This window comes from Spirochaetota bacterium, from assembly GCA_040756435.1.
Classification (GTDB): domain Bacteria; phylum Spirochaetota; class UBA4802; order UBA4802; family UB4802; genus UBA4802.
This window is the reverse complement of the sequence record JBFLZD010000036.1, coordinates 1-24,160: the sequence shown is the minus strand read 5'-3', so window position 1 is coordinate 24,160 and position 24,160 is coordinate 1. Positions and strand designations below refer to the sequence as shown.

General features: G+C 38.5%; 25 protein-coding genes. 16 read left to right on the top strand and 9 right to left on the bottom strand.

Annotated features, from left to right (window positions below):
• The first annotated feature begins 11 nt into the window (after positions 1-11).
• A complete protein-coding gene (locus AB1444_10905; GenBank protein ID MEW6527165.1) occupies positions 12-1,304 on the top strand; it encodes an FAD-dependent oxidoreductase in 1,293 nt (430 codons plus the stop codon).
• A gap of 3 nt (positions 1,305-1,307) precedes the next feature.
• On the opposite strand, the gene AB1444_10900 is transcribed toward AB1444_10905, so the two are convergent.
• Positions 1,308-1,694 carry a hypothetical protein gene (locus AB1444_10900; GenBank protein ID MEW6527164.1) on the bottom strand — a complete coding sequence of 129 codons (387 nt, stop codon included), beginning with the start codon at positions 1,692-1,694 and terminating at the stop codon, positions 1,308-1,310.
• Between the two features lie 878 nt (positions 1,695-2,572).
• Here AB1444_10900 and AB1444_10895 point away from each other — a divergent pair.
• The 3 genes from AB1444_10895 to AB1444_10885 all read left to right on the top strand — a co-directional run bounded on the left by AB1444_10895 (position 2,573) and on the right by AB1444_10885 (position 5,398).
• Positions 2,573-3,352 (top strand): TatD family hydrolase, encoded by a 780-nt coding sequence (locus AB1444_10895; protein MEW6527163.1) that lies wholly within the window; start codon positions 2,573-2,575, stop codon positions 3,350-3,352.
• A gap of 11 nt (positions 3,353-3,363) precedes the next feature.
• Entirely contained in the window at positions 3,364-5,043 is a 1,680-nt protein-coding gene (gene nadB / locus AB1444_10890; GenBank protein MEW6527162.1) for an L-aspartate oxidase, read from the top strand.
• A 79-nt stretch (positions 5,044-5,122) separates the two neighbouring features.
• Complete coding sequence (locus AB1444_10885) at positions 5,123-5,398, top strand: acylphosphatase (GenBank protein MEW6527161.1); 276 nt, start codon at positions 5,123-5,125, stop codon at positions 5,396-5,398.
• Here the strand turns inward: AB1444_10885 and AB1444_10880 are convergent.
• From AB1444_10880 to AB1444_10870, 3 genes are read right to left on the bottom strand one after another with little or no spacing between them, the layout of a single operon-like run.
• Positions 5,395-5,976 carry a hypothetical protein gene (locus AB1444_10880; GenBank protein ID MEW6527160.1) on the bottom strand — a complete coding sequence of 194 codons (582 nt, stop codon included), beginning with the start codon at positions 5,974-5,976 and terminating at the stop codon, positions 5,395-5,397. The genes AB1444_10885 and AB1444_10880 overlap by 4 nt on opposite strands.
• Positions 5,977-5,978: 2 nt before the next feature.
• Complete coding sequence (gene recN / locus AB1444_10875; protein ID MEW6527159.1) at positions 5,979-7,685, bottom strand: DNA repair protein RecN; 1,707 nt, start codon at positions 7,683-7,685, stop codon at positions 5,979-5,981.
• 3 nt (positions 7,686-7,688) lie between these two features.
• A complete protein-coding gene (locus AB1444_10870) occupies positions 7,689-8,555 on the bottom strand; it encodes an NAD(+)/NADH kinase (protein MEW6527158.1) in 867 nt (288 codons plus the stop codon).
• Between the two features lie 602 nt (positions 8,556-9,157).
• Between AB1444_10870 and AB1444_10865 the strand changes: the two genes are divergently transcribed.
• From AB1444_10865 to AB1444_10855, 3 genes are all read left to right on the top strand, one after another.
• Positions 9,158-9,403 carry a hypothetical protein gene (locus AB1444_10865; GenBank protein MEW6527157.1) on the top strand — a complete coding sequence of 82 codons (246 nt, stop codon included), beginning with the start codon at positions 9,158-9,160 and terminating at the stop codon, positions 9,401-9,403.
• Between the two features lie 336 nt (positions 9,404-9,739).
• Positions 9,740-10,663 (top strand): GGDEF domain-containing protein, encoded by a 924-nt coding sequence (locus tag AB1444_10860; GenBank protein ID MEW6527156.1) that lies wholly within the window; start codon positions 9,740-9,742, stop codon positions 10,661-10,663.
• Entirely contained in the window at positions 10,660-11,610 is a 951-nt protein-coding gene (locus AB1444_10855) for a GGDEF domain-containing protein (GenBank protein MEW6527155.1), read from the top strand. The genes AB1444_10860 and AB1444_10855 overlap by 4 nt, the downstream gene beginning before the upstream one ends.
• Before the next feature lies 1 nt (position 11,611).
• Here the strand turns inward: AB1444_10855 and AB1444_10850 are convergent, their stop codons facing one another.
• The 3 genes from AB1444_10850 to AB1444_10840 form a co-directional block, all read right to left on the bottom strand.
• The gene (locus AB1444_10850; GenBank protein ID MEW6527154.1) at positions 11,612-12,235 is read right to left on the bottom strand and encodes a hypothetical protein; all 624 of its coding nucleotides are present in this window, start codon (positions 12,233-12,235) and stop codon (positions 11,612-11,614) included.
• Between the two features lie 150 nt (positions 12,236-12,385).
• On the bottom strand, positions 12,386-12,847 hold the full coding sequence (locus AB1444_10845) for a nucleoside 2-deoxyribosyltransferase (GenBank protein MEW6527153.1): 462 nt from the start codon (positions 12,845-12,847) through the stop codon (positions 12,386-12,388).
• A gap of 8 nt (positions 12,848-12,855) precedes the next feature.
• A complete protein-coding gene (locus AB1444_10840) occupies positions 12,856-13,416 on the bottom strand; it encodes a nitroreductase family protein (protein ID MEW6527152.1) in 561 nt (186 codons plus the stop codon).
• A gap of 185 nt (positions 13,417-13,601) precedes the next feature.
• Here AB1444_10840 and AB1444_10835 point away from each other — a divergent pair, with 185 nt between their 5' ends.
• Positions 13,602-14,921 (top strand): NCS2 family permease, encoded by a 1,320-nt coding sequence (locus AB1444_10835; protein ID MEW6527151.1) that lies wholly within the window; start codon positions 13,602-13,604, stop codon positions 14,919-14,921.
• A gap of 24 nt (positions 14,922-14,945) precedes the next feature.
• Here AB1444_10835 and AB1444_10830 read toward each other — a convergent pair whose 3' ends face one another.
• Complete coding sequence (locus AB1444_10830; GenBank protein ID MEW6527150.1) at positions 14,946-15,719, bottom strand: alpha/beta fold hydrolase; 774 nt, start codon at positions 15,717-15,719, stop codon at positions 14,946-14,948.
• A 151-nt stretch (positions 15,720-15,870) separates the two neighbouring features.
• A complete protein-coding gene (locus tag AB1444_10825) occupies positions 15,871-16,698 on the bottom strand; it encodes a hypothetical protein (protein MEW6527149.1) in 828 nt (275 codons plus the stop codon).
• 228 nt (positions 16,699-16,926) lie between these two features.
• Here AB1444_10825 and AB1444_10820 point away from each other — a divergent pair, with 228 nt between their 5' ends.
• The 8 genes from AB1444_10820 (at position 16,927) to AB1444_10785 (ending at position 23,755) form a co-directional block, all read left to right on the top strand.
• Positions 16,927-17,055, top strand: a complete 129-nt coding sequence (locus AB1444_10820; protein ID MEW6527148.1) for a hypothetical protein — start codon at positions 16,927-16,929, stop codon at positions 17,053-17,055.
• A gap of 270 nt (positions 17,056-17,325) precedes the next feature.
• A complete protein-coding gene (locus AB1444_10815) occupies positions 17,326-18,048 on the top strand; it encodes a sulfite exporter TauE/SafE family protein (protein MEW6527147.1) in 723 nt (240 codons plus the stop codon).
• A gap of 488 nt (positions 18,049-18,536) precedes the next feature.
• Positions 18,537-19,079, top strand: coding sequence for an XRE family transcriptional regulator (locus tag AB1444_10810; GenBank protein ID MEW6527146.1), 543 nt, complete (start codon positions 18,537-18,539; stop codon positions 19,077-19,079).
• A gap of 149 nt (positions 19,080-19,228) precedes the next feature.
• The gene (locus tag AB1444_10805) at positions 19,229-20,380 is read left to right on the top strand and encodes an acetyl-CoA acetyltransferase (protein ID MEW6527145.1); all 1,152 of its coding nucleotides are present in this window, start codon (positions 19,229-19,231) and stop codon (positions 20,378-20,380) included.
• Between the two features lie 11 nt (positions 20,381-20,391).
• Complete coding sequence (locus tag AB1444_10800; GenBank protein MEW6527144.1) at positions 20,392-21,555, top strand: thiolase domain-containing protein; 1,164 nt, start codon at positions 20,392-20,394, stop codon at positions 21,553-21,555.
• A 9-nt stretch (positions 21,556-21,564) separates the two neighbouring features.
• Entirely contained in the window at positions 21,565-22,068 is a 504-nt protein-coding gene (locus AB1444_10795; GenBank protein ID MEW6527143.1) for a Zn-ribbon domain-containing OB-fold protein, read from the top strand.
• Between the two features lie 16 nt (positions 22,069-22,084).
• On the top strand, positions 22,085-22,555 hold the full coding sequence (locus AB1444_10790; protein ID MEW6527142.1) for a Zn-ribbon domain-containing OB-fold protein: 471 nt from the start codon (positions 22,085-22,087) through the stop codon (positions 22,553-22,555).
• 42 nt (positions 22,556-22,597) lie between these two features.
• On the top strand, positions 22,598-23,755 hold the full coding sequence (locus AB1444_10785) for an acyl-CoA dehydrogenase family protein (GenBank protein MEW6527141.1): 1,158 nt from the start codon (positions 22,598-22,600) through the stop codon (positions 23,753-23,755).
• The last annotated feature ends 405 nt before the right edge of the window (positions 23,756-24,160 follow it).

Sequence of the window (24,160 nt, the reverse complement as noted above, 5' to 3'; positions counted from 1 at the left end):
AGGAGTACATCATGAGTGAAAAAATTAAGTATATTGATGCATCACAATTTGAAAAGGAAGTACTGCACAGTGGTAATGTTATCGTTGATTTCTATTCTACGGAATGTCCACCCTGCGAAGCGCTGGCTGCAAAATTTGAACCATTGAGCGAAATCTTTGGTGATGATATAACATTTATAAAGATATTCCGGCAGGAAAATCGCGCTTTAGCTGAATCATTAGGTGTAACATCATCACCTACGGTATTGTTTTATCACAATGGCAGGGAGATAGGCACTCGCTTATCAGGCAGCATAAAACGCTCTGAGCTTCTTGGTAATATTAAGTTTTTATTACCACAAGAGCGTTTTTCTCAGTTACTATCGGCCATACAACCTATAACGACGTATACTGATATCCTTGTTATAGGTGCTGGCCCTGCGGGGTTAACCGCTGGCATTTATGCTGCTCAGGCCAAACTTAAAACAATTCTTGTTGATACCCAGCTTCCTGGTGGTCAGGTCCAAACAACTCATATGGTTTCAAACTACCCCGGTTTTGCAAAACCAGTTGAAGGGTTTATGCTTATGCACTATATGAGTGAACAGGCAAAAGAAGCAGGTTGCCAGTTCCGTGTTTCTGTTGATGTCACAGAAATAAATTTAATAAAAAAATATATCATCGTTGATGGCATAGAGACTATTCATGCTAAAAAGATAATTATAGCTTCAGGATGTTCATACAGAGAACTCAATGTCCCTGGTGAATATGAATATAAAGGGAAAGGCATATCATACTGTGCAACCTGTGATGCTAAATATTATCAGGACAAGCATGTGGTAGTAATAGGAGGCGGAAATTCTGCTATTGAGGAATCGCTATTTATTGCAAAATTTGCACGTCATATAACTATTGTTCACCAGTTTGACAGGCTGCAGGCAAACAGGGAAGCGCAGGAAAAAGCATTTGCCAGCGATAAGATTTCTTTTATGTTTTCTCACGAACCGCGTGCATTCATTAAAAATGATGATGGCAGTATGACAGTTGAGGTTGAAAACCTTAAAACCGGAAACAGGTCATACATTACTTGTGATGGCGTATTCATATTTGCTGGCATGAAGCCCAATATGGTTAATGAAGACTTACAAAACCACAATGGATATATTATCACTGATGAATTCATGCACACATCATTGCCTGATGTGTTTGCAGCTGGCGATATACGGTATAAACCATACAGGCAAATAACAACAGCAGTGTCTGATGGCACTATTGCTGCAATTACTGCAGTCAGAGAATTGGAAGAAGCAACTGTTGCGGTTTAATGACTATTTGACAGGCTTTGCCATCTGGTAAAGCCTGTCCTCAAAAACCTTTATATCAAATTTTTCTTTTTCAAAATCATCCGGAAACAAATAGAGAATTAAAATCCACTCACCCTTAACTATATCAATCTTAGCAGGCATGGCGTATACCTTTATATAATCATCTGTTGCTGTAATCTTAATTCTTACCCGTTCACCTTTAAGAATTTTAATATCATTACGCACTGCATCCTGCAATAGAATATATTCTCCTTCATAATTTTTTAATGTAAGTTTTTCTTCTTTTGTTATGTAACTGGAGCACTGCAAAAATACTGCAATAGTAAAAAAGAATATAACAACATAGCTTGTTTTAATAAAACGTGGCAAGTATTTATTTATGTGTTTCATTTCTTGCTCCTTAGATAATATTATTTAAGACAAAAGTTATACCAATTAACCCTTTGATATACGACAAGCGCTACGCTTGTTGTGATTTTATCCGCAGTCATTGCCCGTCCCATTGAAGTAGGGGCAAAACCATCTCTTTGCATTCCTTGCTTTGCCTGGAACATTCAACGACCTTATTGCGAATTTCGGTCACCAAGAGCTTATGTTACGCAAGTGTCAAATTCAAATGAGCTACTATAATCAGATACAAAAAACCTGTATTATGCTTTGTACATCAACTATGCATGTATTAATTAAAATTGTCAACCATGTATGTGCTTTTTCTTATTACTAAACCATGAACAAATGTAAACAAAAAATGCAATTAATTATCTTTTAAAATACTTCCTATTGCAAAAGAATGGAATGTACAACAGATGCCATCTTTGGGGATAATATTAAAACATTGCTTGCATGAAAAAAGCTAAAGAATATACATTAAAAAATTTCACTATGAATACCAAGGTGTGTCCCAAAAGACACCTCATTGTAATTATTATACACATGCGTCATTGCGAGGAACGAAGTGACGAAGCAATCCCATAGTTACGAGCGCCGCAGGCGCGTGGCAATCTCATCCTCTGTGGCATAGAGATTGCTTCCCTTCGACAAGCTCAGGGCAGGCGCTTCGACAAGAGGTTACTGAGCTTGTCGAAGCACTCAGCACTGGCGCTATGCTCGCAATGACATAGTACTCACGTTATTGCAAGCACCACGATTTGTTTTGAGACGGCCCCCTGTTTTATATTTTCAGGCAATCTGTATGTAACTAAAAAATATATTGCATCAATGAATAATAGTTTTAGGATATACCTCAATTTATTTATTTGAGGTATGGTATGTATATTGATTCACATGCACATTTTGACCTATGTGCTGAAGACCACAACACAACACCAGATGTTATATTTTCACGCATGGAAGAAAATGAGGTAACCTCTGCAGTGCATGTCGTTATTGAGTATAGTGGGCTGCAGTGGGGTATCGATTTTGCCAGTAAATATAAAAATATTTTTCTTGCTTTAGGTATTCATCCTTCATCACTGGCTGATAGCTCAACATTAAATCAATTCACAGTAACTATCGAACGGTACATAAAAACAATCCCTGAAAAGATTTTTGGTATTGGTGAAACCGGCCTTGACTATTACCGTATGCGTCAGCCAAAAGCCATGCAACAGGAATCCTTCTATACTCAAATACAGGTAGCTAAAAAGCATAACCTGCCTGTGATTGTACATTCGCGCGATGCAATGGACGATACTTATGCAATATTAAAAGAGCAAAGCCCACTCAAAGGCATTATCCACTGCTTTTCTGGTGGGCCTTCCGATGCCAGGAAATTTATTGACTTAGGCTTTTATATTTCTTTTGCAGGAAATGTAACATACAAAACCGCAACCAATCTTCAGGATGCAGCACGTTATGTTCCTTTTGACAAAATGCTACTGGAAACCGATGCACCTTTTTTAACTCCTGTACCACACCGAGGTAAGCCAAATCATCCGGGGATGGTTATTCATACATACCATTTTATTGCTACCCTGAAAAAAGTGCCATTATCAAATTGTATTGACAATATTGCACAAAACTTTTCCAATTTACTCATCAAACACTAATTGATTGTATAATGAGTATAGAAGTTTTTACATCAGATTTTTTAGTGATAGGCAGCGGCATTGCAGGATTGACATTTGCAATAAAAGCTTCTGACTTGGGCACTGTACACATTGTAACCAAAAAAAAAGACTTTGACTCAAATACCAACTATGCACAGGGTGGTATTGCTTCAGTTTTTGACCCTCACGATTCTATTGAATCACATATTAAAGATACATTAATTGCAGGAGCAGGGCTTTGCAATGAAACAGCAGTACGTATACTAGCTGAAAGCGGCCCGCAGCGTGTCCAGGAACTCATGAACTGGGGTGCGCATTTCAGTACCAGGAAAAACCCAAACGGAACAGTATCCCTTGATTTGGGCAGAGAGGGAGGACACTCATATAACAGAATTGTCCATGCAAAAGACCTTACCGGGCAGGAAGTTGAACGGGCGTTGCTTGATGAAATTGCCCGTAGAAAGAATATACGGGTGTTTGAAAACCATACCGCAGTTGACCTGCTTACCCAGCATCAGCTTAAATTAACTGGTAAACATTTCAATTCTTATAACAATATCCGGTGCTATGGGGCATATATCCTTGATAATACTACCGGGGTTGTTCATCTTTTTACTGCTCCATACACATTGCTTGCTACTGGCGGTATTGGTCAGGTGTATCTTCATACCACCAACCCCGCCATTGCTACTGGTGATGGCATTGCAATGGCATACCGCGCTGGTGCACTCATAGCGGACATGGAATTTATTCAATTTCATCCTACATCATTATATGAGCCAGGGCAAAAAGAACGGGCATTCCTTATCAGTGAGGCAGTCCGTGGCGAGGGCGCAATCCTGGTCAATAGTCGTGGTGAACGTTTTATGGAAAAGGTTCATCCTTTAAAAGAACTGGCACCACGTGATATTGTTGCCAGAGCTATAGATATGGAATTAAAGCGCCTTGGCGATCAATGCGTATATCTTGATATTTCTTTTAAAGATAAGGATTTTCTTGAGTCCCGTTTCCCAACTATTTATCATTACTGCATAGAAGCAGGCATTGACATAAGCAAAGAACCCATCCCTGTGGTACCGGCTGCACATTATTTGTGCGGAGGTATTGTATCTGATTTAAACGGAAGATCATCTATCAGCAATTTGTATGTTTCAGGTGAATCCGCTTGCACTGGTGTCCACGGTGCTAACCGGCTTGCCAGCAATTCCCTTCTTGAGGGAATTGTATTTTCCCATAGAGCTTTTTGCCATATAAAAGAAATATTTTCACCTGACCACAAAGATGCATTACCTCAGTTCCCACAATGGGATAAAAAGGGAACGTTTGATTTAGAAGAATGGATTTTGATTCAGCATAACATTGAAGATGTCAAACGTGTTATGTGGGATTATGTTGGTATTGTACGTTCCAACCGCAGGTTGGAAAGGGCTGCACGACGTATAACCCTGCTTGAAGAAGAAATACAGGATTACTACAGAAGAAGTACCATAACTTCCCGATTGGTTGAATTGCGTAATTTGATAACCACCGCAAAATTGATAGTCCAGAGTGCAATGCTTCGCAAAGAAAGCCGTGGACTTCATTACAATACCAATTATCCCCAACAGGATGAATCCTTAAATGGAAGCTTTATCATATCATCACAACAACAGCCATTATTTATGAAAATTTCTGAGATTTCATTTACATAACCTGTTATAATAATACAACACAGGAGCTCTTTGCGATGCTCCTCTATAAATAATTATCTTTTTTTCGGAGGATTTCACAATGGCAAAGCGACTAATTCTTCATGGTGTTGTGCAGGGTGTGTTTTGCCGTTACTATTGCAGTGAAACCGCCAAGCGTTTAGGAATTCACGGCAGTGCAACCAACTTATATGATGGTACAGTTCAAGTCCTCCTGGATACAGACGATGATGCATTAATTGATTCATTTATTCACGCTCTTAAAACCAATCCCTACGGGATTCGTTTTTATGGCTCAATCAGCAGAATTGATATTTCTGATTACCAGGGAACAATACGCGGTGACTATCGCTTCTAATTTTCTTTAATTTTTTTTGGACGTGGCACCTTCATGCTCAGGGTATATACATTTTCAAAATGATCTGAAATTTGTGCAAAGTTCATCTCAAGAATTGTATTGAGGGGAGTATTTTTAATTCTATTATAGTAGTACGATAGTTCGTCTTTAAACTGGTTGTTAAAGTGTTCTTTTGAATAGCCATGTGAAAATTTATACCTGCCCATTCTTCGTACATCACCGTTAAACCGGGGACTGATATGATATAGTTCATGGAATGCCACATTGAGTTTTTCATAGGCTGGGAGGTCAAAATACCGTGGAATATAAAAATATACTATATATAAAATCTCAAATCCGTTATTTATAATCCTGGGGAACGCATACCAATAATTTTTAAACTTTTTTACCGGCACTCCATTTTCAAATCGCATGGGTACTACTTTGGCAAAAATTCCGCCACCAGTAACCTTTTTATTATAGGCACTACACACAAGAACACGATTCATGTCTATATGGGAAAACAATGGTGTGGCGGTGATTATATCATTAAGAAGATACGTCATGAAATCTGAAAGGTTTATTGAATTATCAGCCATGATCACTGTTTTGAAGCCAGTTCAATTAATTCTTTTGCATGTTTCACGCTGAGATCAGTTACAACCTCACCTGCCAGCATGCGTGCCACTTCGTTTACTTTTTCATCTGGCGACAGTTTTTCAACAAGAGTTGTGGTACGGGCATTAACCGATTTTTTTTGTACCATATAATGATTATCTGACATTGCTGCAATCTGAGGAAGATGCGTAATGACCAGCACCTGACGCTGCTTTGCCAATGCTTTTAATTTTTTACCAACAACTTCTGCTGTTTTACCACCAATCCCCGCATCAACTTCATCAAATACAAGCGAATCAACAATATCAGCATCAAGGATGCACTTTTTCAGTGCCAGCATAATGCGCGACATCTCACCACCGCTTGCCACTTTTCGCAACTGCCGCAATTCTTCGCCTTCGTTAGCTGAAAGCAAAAACTCTACTCTGTCAAGGCCATGGGGGTATAAAATATATTTTTTATTATTGGCTTCTATCTCCCCATCCGGGCTTATTTCACGCTTTATTGATACCCTGAACACCGTTCCCTGCATCCCCAGATCAGCTAATTCCCGTGTTACCATTTGTTCCAATTTTTTTGCTGCCTCCAGCCTCTTTTCTGAAAGCTGCAATGCTAACTCACGTGCCTGTTTTAAGGTTACATCATATTCCTGTTGTAGTTTATCCAGTGCTTCTTCGGTTGTAGTAATGGTAGAAAGTTCACGCTTTGCATTCTGCGCATACAACAAAATATCCTGAATGGTATCACCATATTTTTTCTTCAAGCTTGAGATAAGTGCAAGCCGCTCTTCAACCTGATTAATGCGTTCAGGGGAAAAATCTATTGAACGTGCGTAATCACGCAATGTAGCATATGCATCCTCAAGCGAATAGTATGCTTCGCGCACTGTTTCAAGCACGCCGGACAGATTTGGGTCAAAACCTGCCATATGACCCAAACTCATTTCCATTTTCTTCAAGCTCTGTACAACACCGCGATCACCCTGCATGAGTTCCTGTACAGTATTCAATTCATTAAACAGTTTTTCCGCATTGCTCAAGAGGTTTGATTCATTCTTCAATGCTTCTTCTTCATTTGGCTGCAGGTTTGCCTGTTCAATTTCACCAATAGCATGAGAAAGATAATCAATGCGCCGAGCCTTTTCCCTTTCATCTATCTGGAGTGACGCTATTTTTTCTTTTATTTCCTGTAATTGTTTATGAAGCTGTGACATGTTTTGCACCAGCGGTTGCAATAAGCCAAAATTATCCAATAGCTCCCGGTGCTTTGCAACCTGCACAATATTTTGATGTTCATTTTGTCCGTGTATATCCACTAAATAGTCAGCTATCTCTTTCAGTTTAGCAAGGGGAATCTGGATGGAATTTGCAAAACACCTGCCCTTGCCATTGGAATAAATTTCACGGCGAAGAATTAGTGTATCATCTTCATTATCAATGCCCGATTGCTCTAAAATCTGCTTTACCTGAGGAAGATTGCTTATATCAAAGACACCTTCAAGCACTGCCCTATCATAGCCAGAACGAATCATGTCAGTTGACATTTTCTCACCCAGCACCCCTGAGAGCGCATCAATAAGGATGGACTTACCTGCACCCGTTTCACCGGTAAGGATATTCAATCCCTTGCCAAAGGTTATTGATAACTCATCTATCAAAATAAAATTTTTTATTTTAAGTTCTACAAGCATAGTCTACTCTGCATTGTTTGCTCCCCATCCTAACTTCTGGCGTAGCACATCAAAATACCGCCGCGATGGGTGATTAATAATATGTATTACATATGATGACCGTGAAAAATGTACAATATCCGTTTCCTGCAATGCAATAGCCTCCTGGCCATCAACTGTCAATAATAAATTCTCTATTGTAGTAACAACCCGTGCCGACAACACCATTGAATCTGGAACCACCATTGGCCGTATGGCTAGCGTATGTGGGCATATTGGGTTAACTATAAACACCGATTCATCATCAGGGAGAACAATTGGGCCGCCTGCTGAAAGTGAATATGCGGTTGAACCAGTAGCCGTGGCAATAATAAGGCCATCACCCGAATAGCAGGTAACAAATTCATCGTTAAGCTCCAATCGAATTCTAATTGGCCTTGAAAATGATCCTTTGGTAATAACAGCATCATTCAAATAATCTACCGCCGTGTATTGTTCACCATCACGAATAATATTGGCCCTGAGCATCTTCCTTTTGGAAAAAGTATAATTGCCTTTTAAGATTTCATCAAAATAATCAAGAGCTTCCTGAGGCAAAAATTCATTTAAAAATCCTAACCTGCCACGATTAACACCAAGGATGGGAACATTTGATGCTGCAAATATCCGTGCGGTACGGATAAAGGTTCCATCCCCACCAATAGCAATGGCAATGTCAACATTGGTGTATGTATCATTTTTTGCAATTAAAGAGGAGAAATCTTTTTGTATAATGGGATAGTTAGGTAGTAGCACCTGCACTCCTTTTGCATGTGCTTTTTTAATTAATGCGCTTATAATTTTAAGAGACCCTTCATCATCAGGGTGCAGGTTTATTGCTATTTTTTGCATCGTCTTCCTGTAATAATTATTAAATACAAATAAAAAATAAATATATACCAGATATGTCTTAAATGACTTTTTTTAAAAAACAGCCTTGATGTTTATTCATTATTAACAAAATTAGTATTAAGGAATTGATTACCATTGTACTATATGAATTATCAGAATTATGTCAATTAAAATATAACATGCAGTTTCGGTAATACTTTCTAAAAGTACTTTTTTTAAGTATACAGTAATTACATATATAATCCGTGCTGTCTTCAGCAGCGGCAATAATAAAGCATTTCTTACCTAAAAAAATTTATGGATACATACTGATGTATTGTACCATCATTTAAAGTACATGATGTTTCATACATATAACTAATATTAATGTTTTAAATTCAATAGCGATGTGTTATCCGCCTTTTTATATTACTTATTGACATATCATATTCTTTTTATTATTTTACTATGAGATAGAGTAGTACCATTTCAATAAAACATATTTAAATTTTGCCTGGATGTATTTCTCGTTTTTGTTAAAGTTAAATGGCAAGTTTTATTATAAGTCCACAGAGTAACTATGATTCAGGAGAATATATTTTATTTTCAAAGGAGGTAGATGTATGGCTTTGAAAAAGATGAAAGAAGCAGTAAAAGACATCAAAATACCCAAACACAAACCTACTAAAAAAAGCACACCCATCAAAACAGAACATAATAACCAGTTGCATGATGCTATAAGGCTACAGGCATACTATAATTATCTTTACAGAATAACTCATAATACGCCCGGTGACCAGTTAAGCGACTGGCTTGAAGCAGAAAAGTATATCCTTAATAGCAAAAAAAGAAGAAAAACATCAGCCTAATAAAACAATACTGCTTTCCTTGATAATACTAATATACTTGGTTTTACAATATCAAAAACAAAGTCACTCATCACACTATAGTGCTATAACTATTGTTAAAACCATCTTTGATAAATACAAAAATCCACTTTGATTTATTATATTTATTACAATACCATGGCATCCACACAATTCTAGTTTTCCTGATCTTACTAGAATGTATATCATTTTTTTAATTGCATTACATACTGCATTTTGGAAGATGGTACTAAGCATTGTGTATAATAGTATTATGCTGCCTTGGGAAGGGATTTCATATATTATAAATCTTTTAAAATTGTTCGATAGTAGAATATAATGGACCCAAAAGAAATATTAAAATCTGTGCAGTTATTCTCATCGCTGAATGATAGCGAATTAAATATTATCCAGAATTACTGCAGATTCAAGGAACTTCAGGAGAAAGAAAAACTTTTTGATTATGATGAAGATTTTAAACTTCTGTGCGTTGTAACTGCTGGCAGCATTGCGATTTATTCCAATGGCTCCTCAAACCGACTCATAGCACGATATCTTCCTAATGAAAGTTTTGGCGAGCTTAATCTCTGTGGCATTACACTTGGCAACGCACAGGCTGTTGCACTGGAACAATCCCGTGTACTGCTTTTCCCAACAATATCATTTGAGGATTTCATAACACAGCATGCCAATATTGGTGCAAAAGTCATTTATCAGTTACTATCGAACATATCATTCAGAATACGCGAAACAAACAAACTCATTTCACAAAACTATGGCTGGGTAAGCGAACTAAAAAAAGCTATATACACTGACAGGCTTACGGGGCTTTATAACAGACAATATTGTGAAGAGCTTTTCAAAGAAAACAGGGAATACGCAATTGCCGTTGTCAAACCTGATAAATTCAAAGCCATCAACGATACCTGCGGGCATAAAGCTGGTGATGCTACCCTTATAGCTCTGGCACAGACAATACGCAAGGCTGCACCCGATGCCATTCACATCCGGTACCGGGGCGATGAATTTATTGTTGCATCTTCCCCTGATGTAGATATTCAATCACTGGCACAATCAGTACATAAAGCCATTCAGACAATTAATATTGCATCAATCACCAATGGGCAGATTACATCAATAACGGCAAGTATGGGCACCGGAAATGGAATATTATGCCAGAAGCTTATAGACAGCGTGTATGAGCGCATGTGGTCAGTATACCATAACGGTGGAAATTCAATAGCAGTGGAAGGTGACATGTGAACGGGCTTGATGCATTGCTTTCAAAAGTTACCATTTTCAAAAAGCTTACGCAGGATGAGATTTCACAGCTTGTTCCCTATCTTTCACAAAAAGATTATACCAAAGATAGCATCATCTTTGATGAAGGGACCTATGGTAGTGAGCTTTTCATTGTTGCCAGCGGCGAAGTTGCTGCCTTTATTACATTGCCAGATGGCAACCTGCGCGAAGTTGCCCGTTTTACCACAGGTGACTTTTTTGGCGATATGGCGATATTTGAAAATGATGTGCGCTCGGCAACCTGTATTGCACAAACAAATTGCAGGCTTTTGTCACTGACAGCTTCCAACTTTTTTACAATCATAAATAGCCATCCATCTGCTGCTATCAAAATTATGTATGATATGCTCACCGTCATTTCACAGCGTCTCATGAAAACGGGCTCATTTTTAACCGAGATGATTCAGTGGGGCGAAGCAGCACGCAAGCGTTCAATTATTGATGAATTCACAGGTGTATATAACCGCAGCTATTTTGAAGATACAATTACCTTAAAGATGACTCAGGAAACGCCATTTTGCCTTATCATGGTGGACTTTGACTATTTCAGAAAAATAAATGAAGAGTACAGTCACGAAGTTGGCGACAGAGCTATACTTGCTATAGTTGACGTACTGAAAAATACATTCCGAGAAACTGATGCTTTATGCCGTTATGGTGGTGATGAGTTTGCGGTCATCTTTGATGGCAATGATGTGGCACACGCACACACACTTGCAGAAAAAGCACGACAAAACGTTAACGAAATTGATTGCCGCACCCTGGGTATGGACAATTTTAAACTATCTTTAAGTATGGGGATTGCTGCATTTCCCACATTTGACAGGGATAGTGTTCGTGCAAAGGCTGATGAAGCATTATATATTGCAAAAGAACGTGGGCGCAATTGTGTTGTGATAGCACAGTAATCTATTTTTTTCTATACGCTTCAAATAAATATTTGGCTCCACGCAATTTATAAAAACCAATAATTTTTTTTCCATTATCCTTATATGTACCAATATAATACTGGGTAAAATATTCACGAGCGCCTGTCTTTATCCGTTCCTGTTCATTAGTTACTGATCGCGTAAACCATAGTGTATTATTTTTTATATTCACTCCTTTTAATGGTTCCCATACACCATTTGCCCAGTTTGGGAAACGCACCGAACCATTCAGCACTCCGTCCTTTACCTGAAGCACCAGTATCCCCTCATGCCCTGATGCATTGATGTGGTATACACCAAGATACTGCGGTGGCACATACACACTTTCAAACGGATTAAAATACATGGTGGCGATAGTTCCTGTTGTAATTATTTTAAATGCATGAGGTAGTTTATCAAGATCTTTGTTTTGTAGAGAACTATCGCTTAAAAAACCAATTGCTACGTTTCCAAACACCGCAAGCCTGCTTGCATGATAGTATTGCTTTGTTACATCCTGGATGACAACATTCTGTGTAAACGACAATCCATATATCAGTAATGCCAGTAAAATGGCAATACTTCCGCAAATGAAGATAGTTATATATGTTATTATATTTTTCATTGTGCATTCCTCCAGATAGTGATTCATACTACAAAATTATAAAATTCCACCGACATTTCTTTATCTTCTATATCTGAATAAGAAATCTATCCTATTTTAAAAGTATCATATGCTTCTTTACTAAATTTTATAATGAGCAATAATCATCACTTACTTTTTTAATACTTTAAAAAGCAATCTACTGATTTCATCTTTCAGTTTATAACCAATTTCTTCAATAGATATAGTTTCCAGGCTACTCACAAAGCATACGGCTGCAACACTTTGTGACAACATCAGGTTCAGGTACCCATCATCAGCACTTCTCCTGAAATCAGTGCGCACACCTAGTATTGGAATATCCCTGGCATACGCATATCCCATTTCAAAACAAGTGCCCGAATCAGCATCAGCACCATCCACCACTGCAACAACACACCATGCATTATCAAGCCCCTTGATGCACCGATTGAATATATCATTAGCTGAAGAAATTCCCTGGCATTCTTTTTGCGGTAGATATACAGCATAACCTGCTTGCTCAATATATTGGGCTAATGATTCATTAAATTGCCTTTCAGCTGCAGTAAACAGCGGCCCTGCAAAATAAATCCATTTATCCTTTATATCCATGATATACCTTACTTGAAAAATTTATTGCCATAGACATCTAAATACACAAATTCATGTAATTCTTTGCGTGGTGGTCCCTGCTTGCCACTTACCTCAGGCTTGCCAACAGGAATTGTTACAACAACTGTTGAATCAGGTGGAACATTTAGGATTTCATTACACTTTTCATGTTCAAGGAATCCAACAACCACCGTGCCAAGCCCAAGCTCATGGGCTTTCAGGCACAGATTCTGAACTGCCATTCCAACATCAAACATATACCAGTTTGGTAGAACAGTTACCTGCTGACCTTCCTTGCAACCAGAAATATTTTTACGAGCGCATGCAACCAGCAGCGCAGTTGATGCCAGTGAACATTTTCGAGCAGGATTGTTAGGTGAGTATGTTTGGGTTATTTTTTCAATTAATGTTTTATCCCTCACTACAATGAATTCCCACGGCTGCACATTAGCCCATGATGGTGCCATGCGGGCAGCCTCCAGTATCTGTTTAATCTCATCATCAGTTACATAGTAATCGGTAAATCGGCGAATACTCCTTCTTTCAACAATTGCCTGTTGTAATTCCATACTTACCTCTTTGTAGACATTATTATAATAGTTTGTAAGGCAAAACTACAGAAAAATAATAATAATGTAAAGCAATTTTATTCTTTGTAATAGTTCATACATTTGAGCACCCTTCAAAAGAAGGTATTTAAAAATATCGTTGACAATCTTTCCGTATTCATCCCTTTACACTTTTAAGGAAAACCATGAAATCATACATTGAAAAATATTTTAACATTCAAAAAAATAACACAACCATAAGCACCGAAATCCGTGCTGGCATTGCCACATTTTTAACCATGGCATACATCATTGTAGTCAATCCACTCATTTTAAAAGATGCGGGGATGCCATTTCATGCAGTGCTTTTTGCAACAATCATGGTTTCATGCATTAGCTCACTACTCATGGGATTGGTGGCAAACCTCCCCTTTGCACTGGCACCAGGGATGGGAATAAATGCATTTTTTACGTATACAATGGTTGGAAGCGGCACACCCTGGCAGGTGGCCTTAGGTGCAGTATGTATATCAGGAATTATCTTCATGCTGCTTTCATCATGGGGCATACGTGAAAAGATTGTTGCAGCAATACCACTACATCTGCGCTATGCCGTTGCAGCAGGCATTGGCCTTTTCTTAGGGTTTATTGGATTAAAAAACGCTGGTGTAATTGTTTCACACCCTGCAACACTTGTTACTTTTGGTGGTATGGGAATACAGCAACTCCTTTTTGCCAGTGGGCTTATTATAACCAGTGTACTGGTATACCGAAAAATTAAAGGAGCACTTATTATAGGCATCATTGTAACAGCGGCACTGGTTTGGGGTACAAGCCACATCTATGCACTCATAGGCCTTAATCCATTTGCAGCCCTGCCCTCTGAATACAGTGCATTTCCTGATACTACGCTATTCTTAAGCTTCAACATTCGCGATGCACTATCGGTAAGCCTTATTGTGCCCATCTTTACGCTTCTTTTTACTGATATGTTTGACAGCATTTCCACATTTGTAGGTGTTGCTGAAGTTGGCGGATTTATTGACCACAAAACAGGTCTGCCGCACAATGTGGGCAAAGCATTGTTTGTTGATGGATTTGCAACATTTATTTCAGGAATTTTTGGAACTTCCAGTGCAACCACCTACATTGAAAGTGCTGCAGGAGTGGAAGAAGGAGGCAAAACGGGATTAACCGCGGTTGTTGCAGGATTATTGTTTTTACCGTTTATGTGGTTAAGTCCCCTGCTTTCATTCATACCGTCTGTAGCTACTGCGCCAGTGCTGATTCTTATAGGGCTTTTTATGATGCAGCCTCTGTCACATATCCACTGGAAAGATATCTCGCAAAGCCTTCCTGCATTTGTTACCTGCCTGATGATTCCTCTAACCTATAGCATCACGCAGGGAATTGTGTGGGGCTTTTTAAGCTATACGTTCATTTGCCTTGCAACAGGAAGATTCAAGGAACTATCGCCTACGCTCATTATCATTGATGTGTTTGCAGGTATTGCCCTAATAGTTTAGGGCGATAGTAACTGACTTAGTTTATCATTGCTTTAAGAAAAAATCAATGCAGTGCTTAGCAACAACATCCTTTTCATAATCAACGGTAATGGCATGATCACTTTGTGATAGCCACACAATCTGCTTGTGCTCTGATCCTAAGCGCGAGTAGATATACTCCGCAGAGTGCTTTGGGATTACCTGATCATTTCTTGACTGTACGATAAGCACCCGCGAATCAACATGGGGAAGAGCCTTCATGGCTTTCTTTATAGTCTTAAAAAGCTGCCATGACTGTCGAACAGGGATACCATCATCATAGCATATATGTTCTTTGCGTGCAACCTCATCACACACGCCTTTAGTTTTGTTAGGAACCCACAGTATTTTAGTAAAAAGCCCCGCAACGGGCGCTGCATAGATGGTCTTTTCTTTTAGAGTACAGGGCACCGACATGAGTACAATTTTTTGAATTGCAAACTCACGCGCTAAAAGTATTGCAAATATACCACCCATTGAAAGTCCTGCAATATATACATTGGTACAATGTGCTTTCAGTTCAAACAATGCCTCGCGTGCAGCAGTGAACCATGCATCCATACTTGAATTTGCCATTTCAATAAGGCTTGTTCCATGTCCTGGATAACGGGGCACATACACAGTTGCACCAGATTCGTTAAGTTTTTCAGCTAAAAATCTCATCTCGGCAGGTGTACCGGTAAATCCATGCAGGAGCAAAATCCCCGTTTCAGAAGATTTTTTATTAAAATATGCTGCTGCTTTTACCGGCGGTGTAATAATTTGTTTTTTGGGATTCATATTGTAAAACCAATTATACAATAGTATATAGAAACATTATCAATTACTCATCACCATGATTGATGAAATACGTATATTTGATTTGCACTCCCACATGAAAAAGGCATCAAGCGTACCCATGTCATTTTTTATGTTGTTACATAAAATAACATCAACTCCCAAGTTTATATTCTATTGCTTCTAACCTATTTTCATGATCTTTCATCCTGGCAACAATAAATGTTTTTTCTTCATAAAGGTCTTTAAGCAATTTTAACAGAGCATCATTCTGTCGTGAAAAATAATCAAAGTCGTAAAAACGAAGCTTGCCTTTTATTTCGGTCAGTTCTTTTTCAATCTCAAAGAGTGAAAGACGTATTCCTTCACGTATCCTTTCCACCGTTGAACTTAACCGCGCTTCAAACTCAAGAAAATCTTCTTTAGTGGTAAAACGTTTCAAATCATCTTTTGTTGCAAAAGCATTTAAGTCTTCTTTGGTTGTCATTTGGGCTTTAATAACATTTAAATCTTCCTTTGTTGTAAAATTTTTCAGATCATCTTTTGTTGCAAATACTTTTAAGTCTTCCTTTGTTGCCATTTGGGCTTTAATAACATTTAAATCTTCCTTTGTTGCAAAATTTTTCAGATCATCTTTTGTTGCCATCTCCTCCCTTATGGCATTAACATCATCCTTTGTTGCAAATACATTTAAATCTGCTTTTGTTGCCATCTCCGCTCTGATGGTATTTATATCATCTTTCGTTGCAAATACTTTTAAATCTTCCTTTGTTGCCATTTGAGCTTTAATAACATTTAGATCTTCCTTTGTTGCAAATGCATTTAAATCTTCTTTTGTTGCCATCTCCGCTCTAATGGTATTGACATCATCTTTTGTTGCAAACACTTTCAAGTCTTTTTTAGTTGCCATCTCAGCTCTGATGATATTTAATTCCTCCGAAATGACCTCTTTAAGTAACTTTGTTATGATTTTTTCATCCATAGATACCTCTTTTCTTTATGTTTAAAGATGCCTATTACTTAAAAATGCTGGGAATATATGTATGTCCCGCTTTGCTATACTGATAGTAGCATGCAACACCCAATTGTCAAACAATTTTATATACTAATGATACATTGTAACAAAACTACAAAACTAATTTTAGTATTTAAAAACAACTAAGCAGAATTATTTATACCAGATATCAAAAACCTAAATTTGTCACAACTTATGAATATATGTGCTGTAGCATGGACAAACCTTGCGCTGGCATTAAAACAAGCATCCCAAAAAGACAATCCTGAAATAAGCACCATATGTTTATGCCTTGAAGAGCTTACAGAGGCTGAGCTATTGTAGCATACCACTGCATTGAAATTAAAAAAATAAAAATTGCAAATAACTCATAATAATTTATTCAGTTATTACGAAAACAGGTCATATACATTTGATTTTTACCGCGAAAAAGGGATACACTGCCTAAAATTCTACTGGGGACCACCACCAGAAGTATTAGGCCAATAATTTTTATAGTTGTAATCCCAAAATTAATTTTATTGCTGTTATAATAGCTGTATATTATTTTCGTGTAATAAATTTTTTGTTTTGATAATTAATGGTGTTATTACTTTGACGCTGGAACAATACATCACTTCGTTCATTATTGTATTTATATCTGCATTTGTACAGGCAATAACCAGCTTTGGTTCAGCCCTTGTATCAATGTCACTATTGCCATTTCTTTTCCCTATGCATTTTGTCACACCCCTGGTTGCACTTAATGGCTCATGTATCACTGCGTTAAACTTTCTCAGGCTCCACCAGCATTTTGACCCAAAAAAAATTAAACCACTTATTATTGGAGCAATCCCCGGTATACCAACAGGTATATATTTGCTTGTTAATTTACCTGAACGCATTATTAAAACAACTCTTGCAATAGTAATTATTGGATACGCCGTATACTCGTTAATAAATACTCAATCAAGATTTACTATAAAACATAAAGCAGGATATATATTGGGTTTTGTTGCAGGCTGTTTAGGTGGTGCATTTAATACTGATGGTCCGCCTATAGTGATCTACATAACTTCACAGAACTGGTCAAAGGATGAAATGAACATCTCACTATCATCATATTTCCTTTTCTCAGGATTAACACTTGTTACCATGCATACTATTGGGGGGCTCTTAACAAAGCAAGTTGCGCTATTTTTCACAATGCTTCTGCCAGCCATTTTTTTAGGGGTATACTCCGGTAGCGTAATTTATAAAACTATTAATCAGGACGTATTTAAAAAAATAGTACTTATGCTTCTTATTTTAGTGGCGATAGTTCTAATCATTAAATAAAGATAATAAAATGCTAAACTTCCCCTGCTGAAGTTAGTAAAAAAATACCCTTTAATGAATAACACAATCCTCCAAGACAATAGTAGCTATATTTTTTATACTAATTTTTCATTAATTATTCCTAAATGTTGAAATTTGAACAAAATATAAAATAGTGTAGACCGGCGGTGTCCAAAAACAATCCGTGGAGTTCTCAATGACGTGGGTGCAAAGTCATTGCGAGCGTAGCGAAGCAATCTAAATACCACAGAAGACAAGATTGCTTCGTCACTTAGTTCCTCGCAATGACAGTATGGCAAAAGTCATTGCAGAAGATGTCTTTTGAGACAACCCCGGTGTACACTTTATTCTTTATGAAATTTTTAAGGAATTATTACTGCTAATTTTTTAAAAAATAGCTTGACATCAAAATAATCTTAATAAATAGTAAATATTTATAAATAATTAATATTTATTTTTATGAATATTGACTAAGGTAATGGCAAATAATGGATTTGGGTTCAGTGCTCAGGCTTAAACGCAAGGAAAAGAAGATGACGTTGAAGGCGGTAGCTGAAAAGGCTGGAATATCTGAGGGATTTTTAAGCCAGATTGAAAACAATGTTAATTCACCATCGGTTGATACTCTTATGAATATATGCAGCGCAATAGGTTGTAATGCTGCAGAAGTTATTGAAAAAGCTCAAAATCAGGAACGCATTGCAGTAATCAGGAAAAATGACCTTTCTGACGTTGATATACCACATGTTGGGTTTGCAACAAGACGCTTTTTCCCTCCGGAATCACGGAGAACAATAGATAGTGCAATATTAATCATTGAACCGGGAAAAAGTATTCCTGCTCGTAAAGGTGTTCGTAACAGCCAGGAGGTCCTTTGTGTTATTAAAGGTTCTCTGGAACTATCCTACCAGAATCAGATTATCATACTCAACCAGGGTGATGCTGCCCACTTTTTTACACAACCCGACCAACAACACATCACCAACAATTCTAAATCCATGGCTGTTGCATTGTGGGTAGGAACTATATAATGTACACAGTTTAACCTATTGCTGACCATATTTTTTACAACATACAGCCATTGCATTCTTTTGGAATCATAAAAATATCGGAGGTTTGTCATAAGTTTCAATGTCCGTGTAAATTTTTTATTTAATCATTAAATCAGGAGGAAAGTATTATGAAAGAACGAGTTGCCATTGTGGGCATCGGTGTGACAGGTTTTTCTTCTGTCAGCCCTTCCCTTTCTTTTAAAGAGCTTACGTATACCGCTGCAGTTAAAGCATATCAAGAAGCCGGTCTGCATCCTAAAGATATTGATTCATTTATTACAGCTTCTGAAGATTTCATGGAAGGCTACAGCATATTTGATGAATATGTACCCGATCAAATGGGTGCAGTTATGCGTCCTGTCCAAACTGTTACTGCCGATTTTTTACAAGCTTTGGGCATAGGGTGCATGATGATTAACACCGGCAGATTCAGAACTATAGCAGTAGAGGCACATTCCAAAGTTTCCAATATAAAGACACTTGATGAAGTTAAAGCTTTTGCCCTTGACCCTGTATATATAAGGCCTCTTAAAGAAAATGCGGACTTTCTTGCCGGGCTGGAGATGAAGCGTTTTCTTGAAGAAACAGGGAATACTGAAAAGCAGTGCGCACAGGTAGTAGTAAAGAACAAAACAAATGCACTTAGGAATCCACACGCTGCACATGCTGCTAACCTTACGGTTGATGATGTACTGTCATCACTTCCACTATCACTGCCTCTTAAGGAATTGGATGCGTCAAAACCTGCTGATGGTGCAATTATGGTTGTACTGGCATCAGAAAAAGAAGCCAGAGCATTATGTCAAAAACCAGTATGGATAAAAAGCATAAGTTGGTTTTCAGGACAGGGCAATCCATGGTGCCGCAATTTTGCATACGCTGATTATGCACAGTTAGCTGCCCAAAAAGCATTTGCTATAGCAGGTATTATCAATCCACTTAAAGACCTTGATTTTGCTGAAATCTGTGATGAATACTCATACAAGGAATTACAACATCTAGAAGCTATTGGTATTGCACGCAAAGGTGAAGCTGGGTTCTTAACACAAACGGGTGCAACAAGTTTAGGAGGATTATTGCCTGTGAATGTTTCCGGTGGTTCATTAGGCGTGGGTCACACATACGAAGCCAGTGGCGGAATGAAAGTTATTGAAGCAGTTATGCAATTAAGGCATGAAGCCGGAATGCGGCAGGTACCTAATGCAAAGACCGGTCTGGTACAATCATGGCGGGGTATACCGACTGCCACAGGAGCTGTCGCTATACTATCAAATGAATAAGGAGGAAATGTATGGGATTCAGAAAAGTTGCAATTGTTGGAGCAGGAATAACAAAGTTTGTCCGTAGAGCTCAAGAAACCGGCCCTGAAATGTCTTACCTTGCATCAAAGACGGCATTAGACCAGGCTGGCTTAAAACTTAAAGATGTTGAAATGATTACATTAGGTTCAGCACCTGACGCATTTGATGGTGTTCATATGAAAGGTGAGTATCTTTTAAGTGGTGCTGGTGGAAATAATAAACCATATATAAGAAATTTTGTTGGTGGAGGCACCGGCGTGTTTGCACCAATTCACGGATGGATGCACGTTGCATCAGGCGCATGTGATGTATGCCTGGTTGTTTGTTCTGAAAAAATGTCATCCTGCCATCCTCATCCACAAGGTGCATTCTTAACTATCTTTGACCATACAACAGAACAACCCCTAAAACCAACGTTGATATGGATCTTTGCTCTGGAAATGCGTCGTTACATGGAAACATATGGTCTGTCTAAAGCTGATATTGCAAGGGTTGCAGTCAAAAATAAGAATAATGCACTTGATCATCCTTCTGCACAGGTAGCTGAAGCTGTAACCTTAGATGATGTGTTAAATTCTGAAGTACTTGCCGAACCAGTACATCGTCTTGATATAAGCCCTGCATCTGATGGGGCTGCAGCAGTGGTGCTTGCAAGTGAAGAGGTAGCAAAGCGATTAACCGACAAACCTGTGTGGATTGACGGTGTGGGATGGAATTTAGATACAGCATATTGGGCTACTAAAGATCTATACTATCCTCGCTATGTTGAAAAAGCTGCACGTATGGCATATGAGATGGCAGGGATTACTGAACCACATAAAGAAATACAGGTTGCAGAGCCGTATGACCCATTTGATTACAAAGAGCTCCACCACATGGAGGGATTACTATTGTGTGAGCGCGGTGAAGCTGCACGCCTAACAGCTGAAGGCTTCACTGCACGTACAGGAAATCTTCCCACTTGCCCTTCAGGTGGTGCACTGGGTGTAGGTAATCCAATTGCTGCAACAGGCCTTATGAAAGTTATAGAAATATTCCTGCAGTTGCGTGAAGAGGCTGGCAAGCGTCAGATTCCTGGAAAACCACGCGTTGGGGTGGCCCAGGCCTGGGGCGACCTAATGCAGGTAGGCACAGTGATAGTTTTACGACGATAGGAGGTAATTATGAAAATAGAAAATGTTCCAATGAAAGGCCTTTCAAGTGAAGAATATGAAAAAACTCTTAAAATACCATGGAATCCAAATTTACAATACGCATGGGATAACGGGATTGGTATTGGGAAATATTTACATGCATTAAAAGAAGGAAAAATATTAGCATCATATTGTGAAAAATGCAACAGGATCATTCTGCCAGCACGTGCATTCTGTGAAATGTGCTGGAGACCAACTGACGCATATCTGCCAGTACAAGATACGGGTATAGTGAATACATTTGCAATATGCCATGTAAACTGGGATGCAAGCCGTTTAAAGCCAAACGAACCACGACATATACCCGCAGTAATTGAAATAGATGGTGCTTCGCCCGGGCAGGGAATACTACATTTACTGGGCAATGTGGAACCATCCAAAGTAAAGATTGGCATGAAGGTTAAAGCTGTGTGGAAACCTGCCGAAGAACGCACAGGTTCAATAACTGATATTCTTTTCTTTGAACCATATTAAAAAAGGGAGGCTTATCATGTCATTTAAAGAATCTATTCAATTGAATATGGAACTGAGTTATTTTGAAGGCCAGATTCCTGTTAATTACCAATATACATTAGGAGTTGCAGGAACTAAATTTTTTGAAGCACTCAAACAAAAAGGCGAATTCATAGCATCAGTATGCTCCCATTGTGGATTAAAAACAATTTATCCACTGATTTATTGTGAAGAATGTTTTAATCCAATTGATACATATCTATCGATTGGGCTGGAAGGGGAATTATATTCATTTACCACATGTTATCTCGATTATCAGGGAAACAGGTATGATAAGCCACATGTACTTGGTTTAATACGTTTTAAGGGAATAAAAGGAGGTATAATCCATCGCCTCAACATTGATGAAAAAGATTTGAAATTAGGAATGAAAGTAAAAGCCAAGCTAAAACCCTCAAAGGAGCGTACAGGCACTATTGATGACATTATGTACTTTGAAAAAGTATAAGTATTAAACACATATAGTAACACTAATAACAAGAGGTTCGCCATGTATGATTTTGGGTTAAGCCAGGAACAAAAGCTTCTCCGCCAGAATGTGCGGGAATTTGCTGAAAAAGAAATTTTACCCGTGGCTCAGGAACTTGACGAAACAGAAACCTTTTCAGTAGAGCTGACAAAAAAAATGGGTTCCATGGGTCTTTTTGGGATAGTTGTGCCACAGGAATATGGTGGTGCTGGCATGGATTATTTATCATATGCGATAGTTGTTGAGGAGATAGCCCGCATTGATGGTTCACATGCTGCAACAGTTGCTGCTGGCAACTCACTGGGTATTGGCCCTATATATTATTTTGGCAACGAGAAGCAAAAACAGGAATGGCTGCCTCGCCTGTGTAAAGGTGAAATACTGGCATCATTTGGTCTTACGGAACCTGAAGCAGGTTCAGACGCTGGAGCAAGTAAAACCACTGCCCGTTTAGAAAATGGGCAGTGGATTATAAATGGCAGCAAAATATTTATAACAAACTCAACATCACCAATGGCAGGTGTGTGCACGGTACAGGCAATCACCGGGAAACGCGATAATGGTAAAAAAGAAGTATCGTGTATACTGGTACCAAACGGCACACCAGGTTTTACAACAAAAAAGATGACCCGTAAAATGATGTGGCGTGCATCTGACACAGGGGAACTTTACTTTGATGACTGCAAGGTGCCTGAGGAAAATTTACTGGGAAAACGCGGTGAGGGATTTCATCAAATGCTATCGACACTTGATAATGGAAGGCTTGCCATAGCTGCAATGGGCCTTGGTGGTGCACAGGGAGCTTATGAGTTAGCTTTAAAATATGCTAAACAGCGCAAACAATTTGGGCAACCCATCTCAACTTTCCAGGCAATAGCATTTAAGCTTGCCCAGATGGCAACTGAAATTGAAGCAGCACGCAATTTATTGTATAAAGCTTGCAAGTTAAAAGATGCTGGCCTTCCGTTCTCAAAGCATGCAGCCATGGCAAAACTATATTGCTCTGAGGTCATGGGGCGTGTAGTGGACCAGGCAGTGCAGATTCATGGCGGCTATGGACTTATGAAAGAATACAATGTTGAGCGGTTTTATAGGGATTACAAGCTATTAACCATTGGCGAAGGGACATCAGAAATACAGAAAATCGTAATATCACGGCAAATTGGCTGCTATGAATAAATAAAACCCCATCCACATGAGCCTGCCCTGGAATTTGTTGCATACCGTGAAAACCTGAATCAGTTTTTCAGGGAAACTTGTGCAAAAATAATTGACAATAAAAATATCCATAAAAAATTTCATAATGAATATAGGGGGTGTCCCAAAAGACACCTCTTTTTTTTAAAAAAATTAATTTACAAGCAATTAATGCGACATAAAATTGTCGCATGAAAAAACAACGAAAACCAACAATACCAGTATTTAAGGGATACCATCAGGACCAGGGGTGGCTTTTCCCACCGAATCTCAATGAGATGGTTCCTGAGAATCATTTGGTGCGAATCGTGAGCGCCATAGTGGACAGGATGGACCTGACATCGCTGTATGCGAGATATCAGGGCGGGGGGACGAGTAGCTATCATC

Bases quoted from the DNA above. Each gene is read 5' to 3' on its own strand.
- AB1444_10825 (MEW6527149.1), bottom strand. From the start codon at position 16,698: ATGGATGAAAAAATCATAACAAAGTTACTTAAAGAGGTCATTTCGGAG.
- AB1444_10865 (MEW6527157.1), top strand. From the start codon at position 9,158: ATGGCTTTGAAAAAGATGAAAGAAGCAGTAAAAGACATCAAAATACCC.
- AB1444_10810 (MEW6527146.1), top strand. From the start codon at position 18,537: ATGGATTTGGGTTCAGTGCTCAGGCTTAAACGCAAGGAAAAGAAGATG.
- AB1444_10820 (MEW6527148.1), top strand. From the start codon at position 16,927: ATGAATATATGTGCTGTAGCATGGACAAACCTTGCGCTGGCATTAAAA.
- AB1444_10845 (MEW6527153.1), bottom strand. From the start codon at position 12,847: ATGGATATAAAGGATAAATGGATTTATTTTGCAGGGCCGCTGTTTACT.
- AB1444_10870 (MEW6527158.1), bottom strand. From the start codon at position 8,555: ATGCAAAAAATAGCAATAAACCTGCACCCTGATGATGAAGGGTCTCTT.
- AB1444_10795 (MEW6527143.1), top strand. From the start codon at position 21,565: ATGAAAATAGAAAATGTTCCAATGAAAGGCCTTTCAAGTGAAGAATAT.
- AB1444_10895 (MEW6527163.1), top strand. From the start codon at position 2,573: ATGTATATTGATTCACATGCACATTTTGACCTATGTGCTGAAGACCAC.
- AB1444_10835 (MEW6527151.1), top strand. From the start codon at position 13,602: ATGAAATCATACATTGAAAAATATTTTAACATTCAAAAAAATAACACA.
- AB1444_10790 (MEW6527142.1), top strand. From the start codon at position 22,085: ATGTCATTTAAAGAATCTATTCAATTGAATATGGAACTGAGTTATTTT.
- AB1444_10805 (MEW6527145.1), top strand. From the start codon at position 19,229: ATGAAAGAACGAGTTGCCATTGTGGGCATCGGTGTGACAGGTTTTTCT.
- AB1444_10840 (MEW6527152.1), bottom strand. From the start codon at position 13,416: ATGGAATTACAACAGGCAATTGTTGAAAGAAGGAGTATTCGCCGATTT.
- AB1444_10830 (MEW6527150.1), bottom strand. From the start codon at position 15,719: ATGAATCCCAAAAAACAAATTATTACACCGCCGGTAAAAGCAGCAGCA.
- AB1444_10800 (MEW6527144.1), top strand. From the start codon at position 20,392: ATGGGATTCAGAAAAGTTGCAATTGTTGGAGCAGGAATAACAAAGTTT.
- AB1444_10880 (MEW6527160.1), bottom strand. From the start codon at position 5,976: ATGGCTGATAATTCAATAAACCTTTCAGATTTCATGACGTATCTTCTT.
- AB1444_10900 (MEW6527164.1), bottom strand. From the start codon at position 1,694: ATGAAACACATAAATAAATACTTGCCACGTTTTATTAAAACAAGCTAT.
- recN (MEW6527159.1), bottom strand. From the start codon at position 7,685: ATGCTTGTAGAACTTAAAATAAAAAATTTTATTTTGATAGATGAGTTA.
- AB1444_10860 (MEW6527156.1), top strand. From the start codon at position 9,740: ATGGACCCAAAAGAAATATTAAAATCTGTGCAGTTATTCTCATCGCTG.
- nadB (MEW6527162.1), top strand. From the start codon at position 3,364: ATGAGTATAGAAGTTTTTACATCAGATTTTTTAGTGATAGGCAGCGGC.
- AB1444_10785 (MEW6527141.1), top strand. From the start codon at position 22,598: ATGTATGATTTTGGGTTAAGCCAGGAACAAAAGCTTCTCCGCCAGAAT.
- AB1444_10885 (MEW6527161.1), top strand. From the start codon at position 5,123: ATGGCAAAGCGACTAATTCTTCATGGTGTTGTGCAGGGTGTGTTTTGC.
- AB1444_10905 (MEW6527165.1), top strand. From the start codon at position 12: ATGAGTGAAAAAATTAAGTATATTGATGCATCACAATTTGAAAAGGAA.
- AB1444_10850 (MEW6527154.1), bottom strand. From the start codon at position 12,235: ATGAAAAATATAATAACATATATAACTATCTTCATTTGCGGAAGTATT.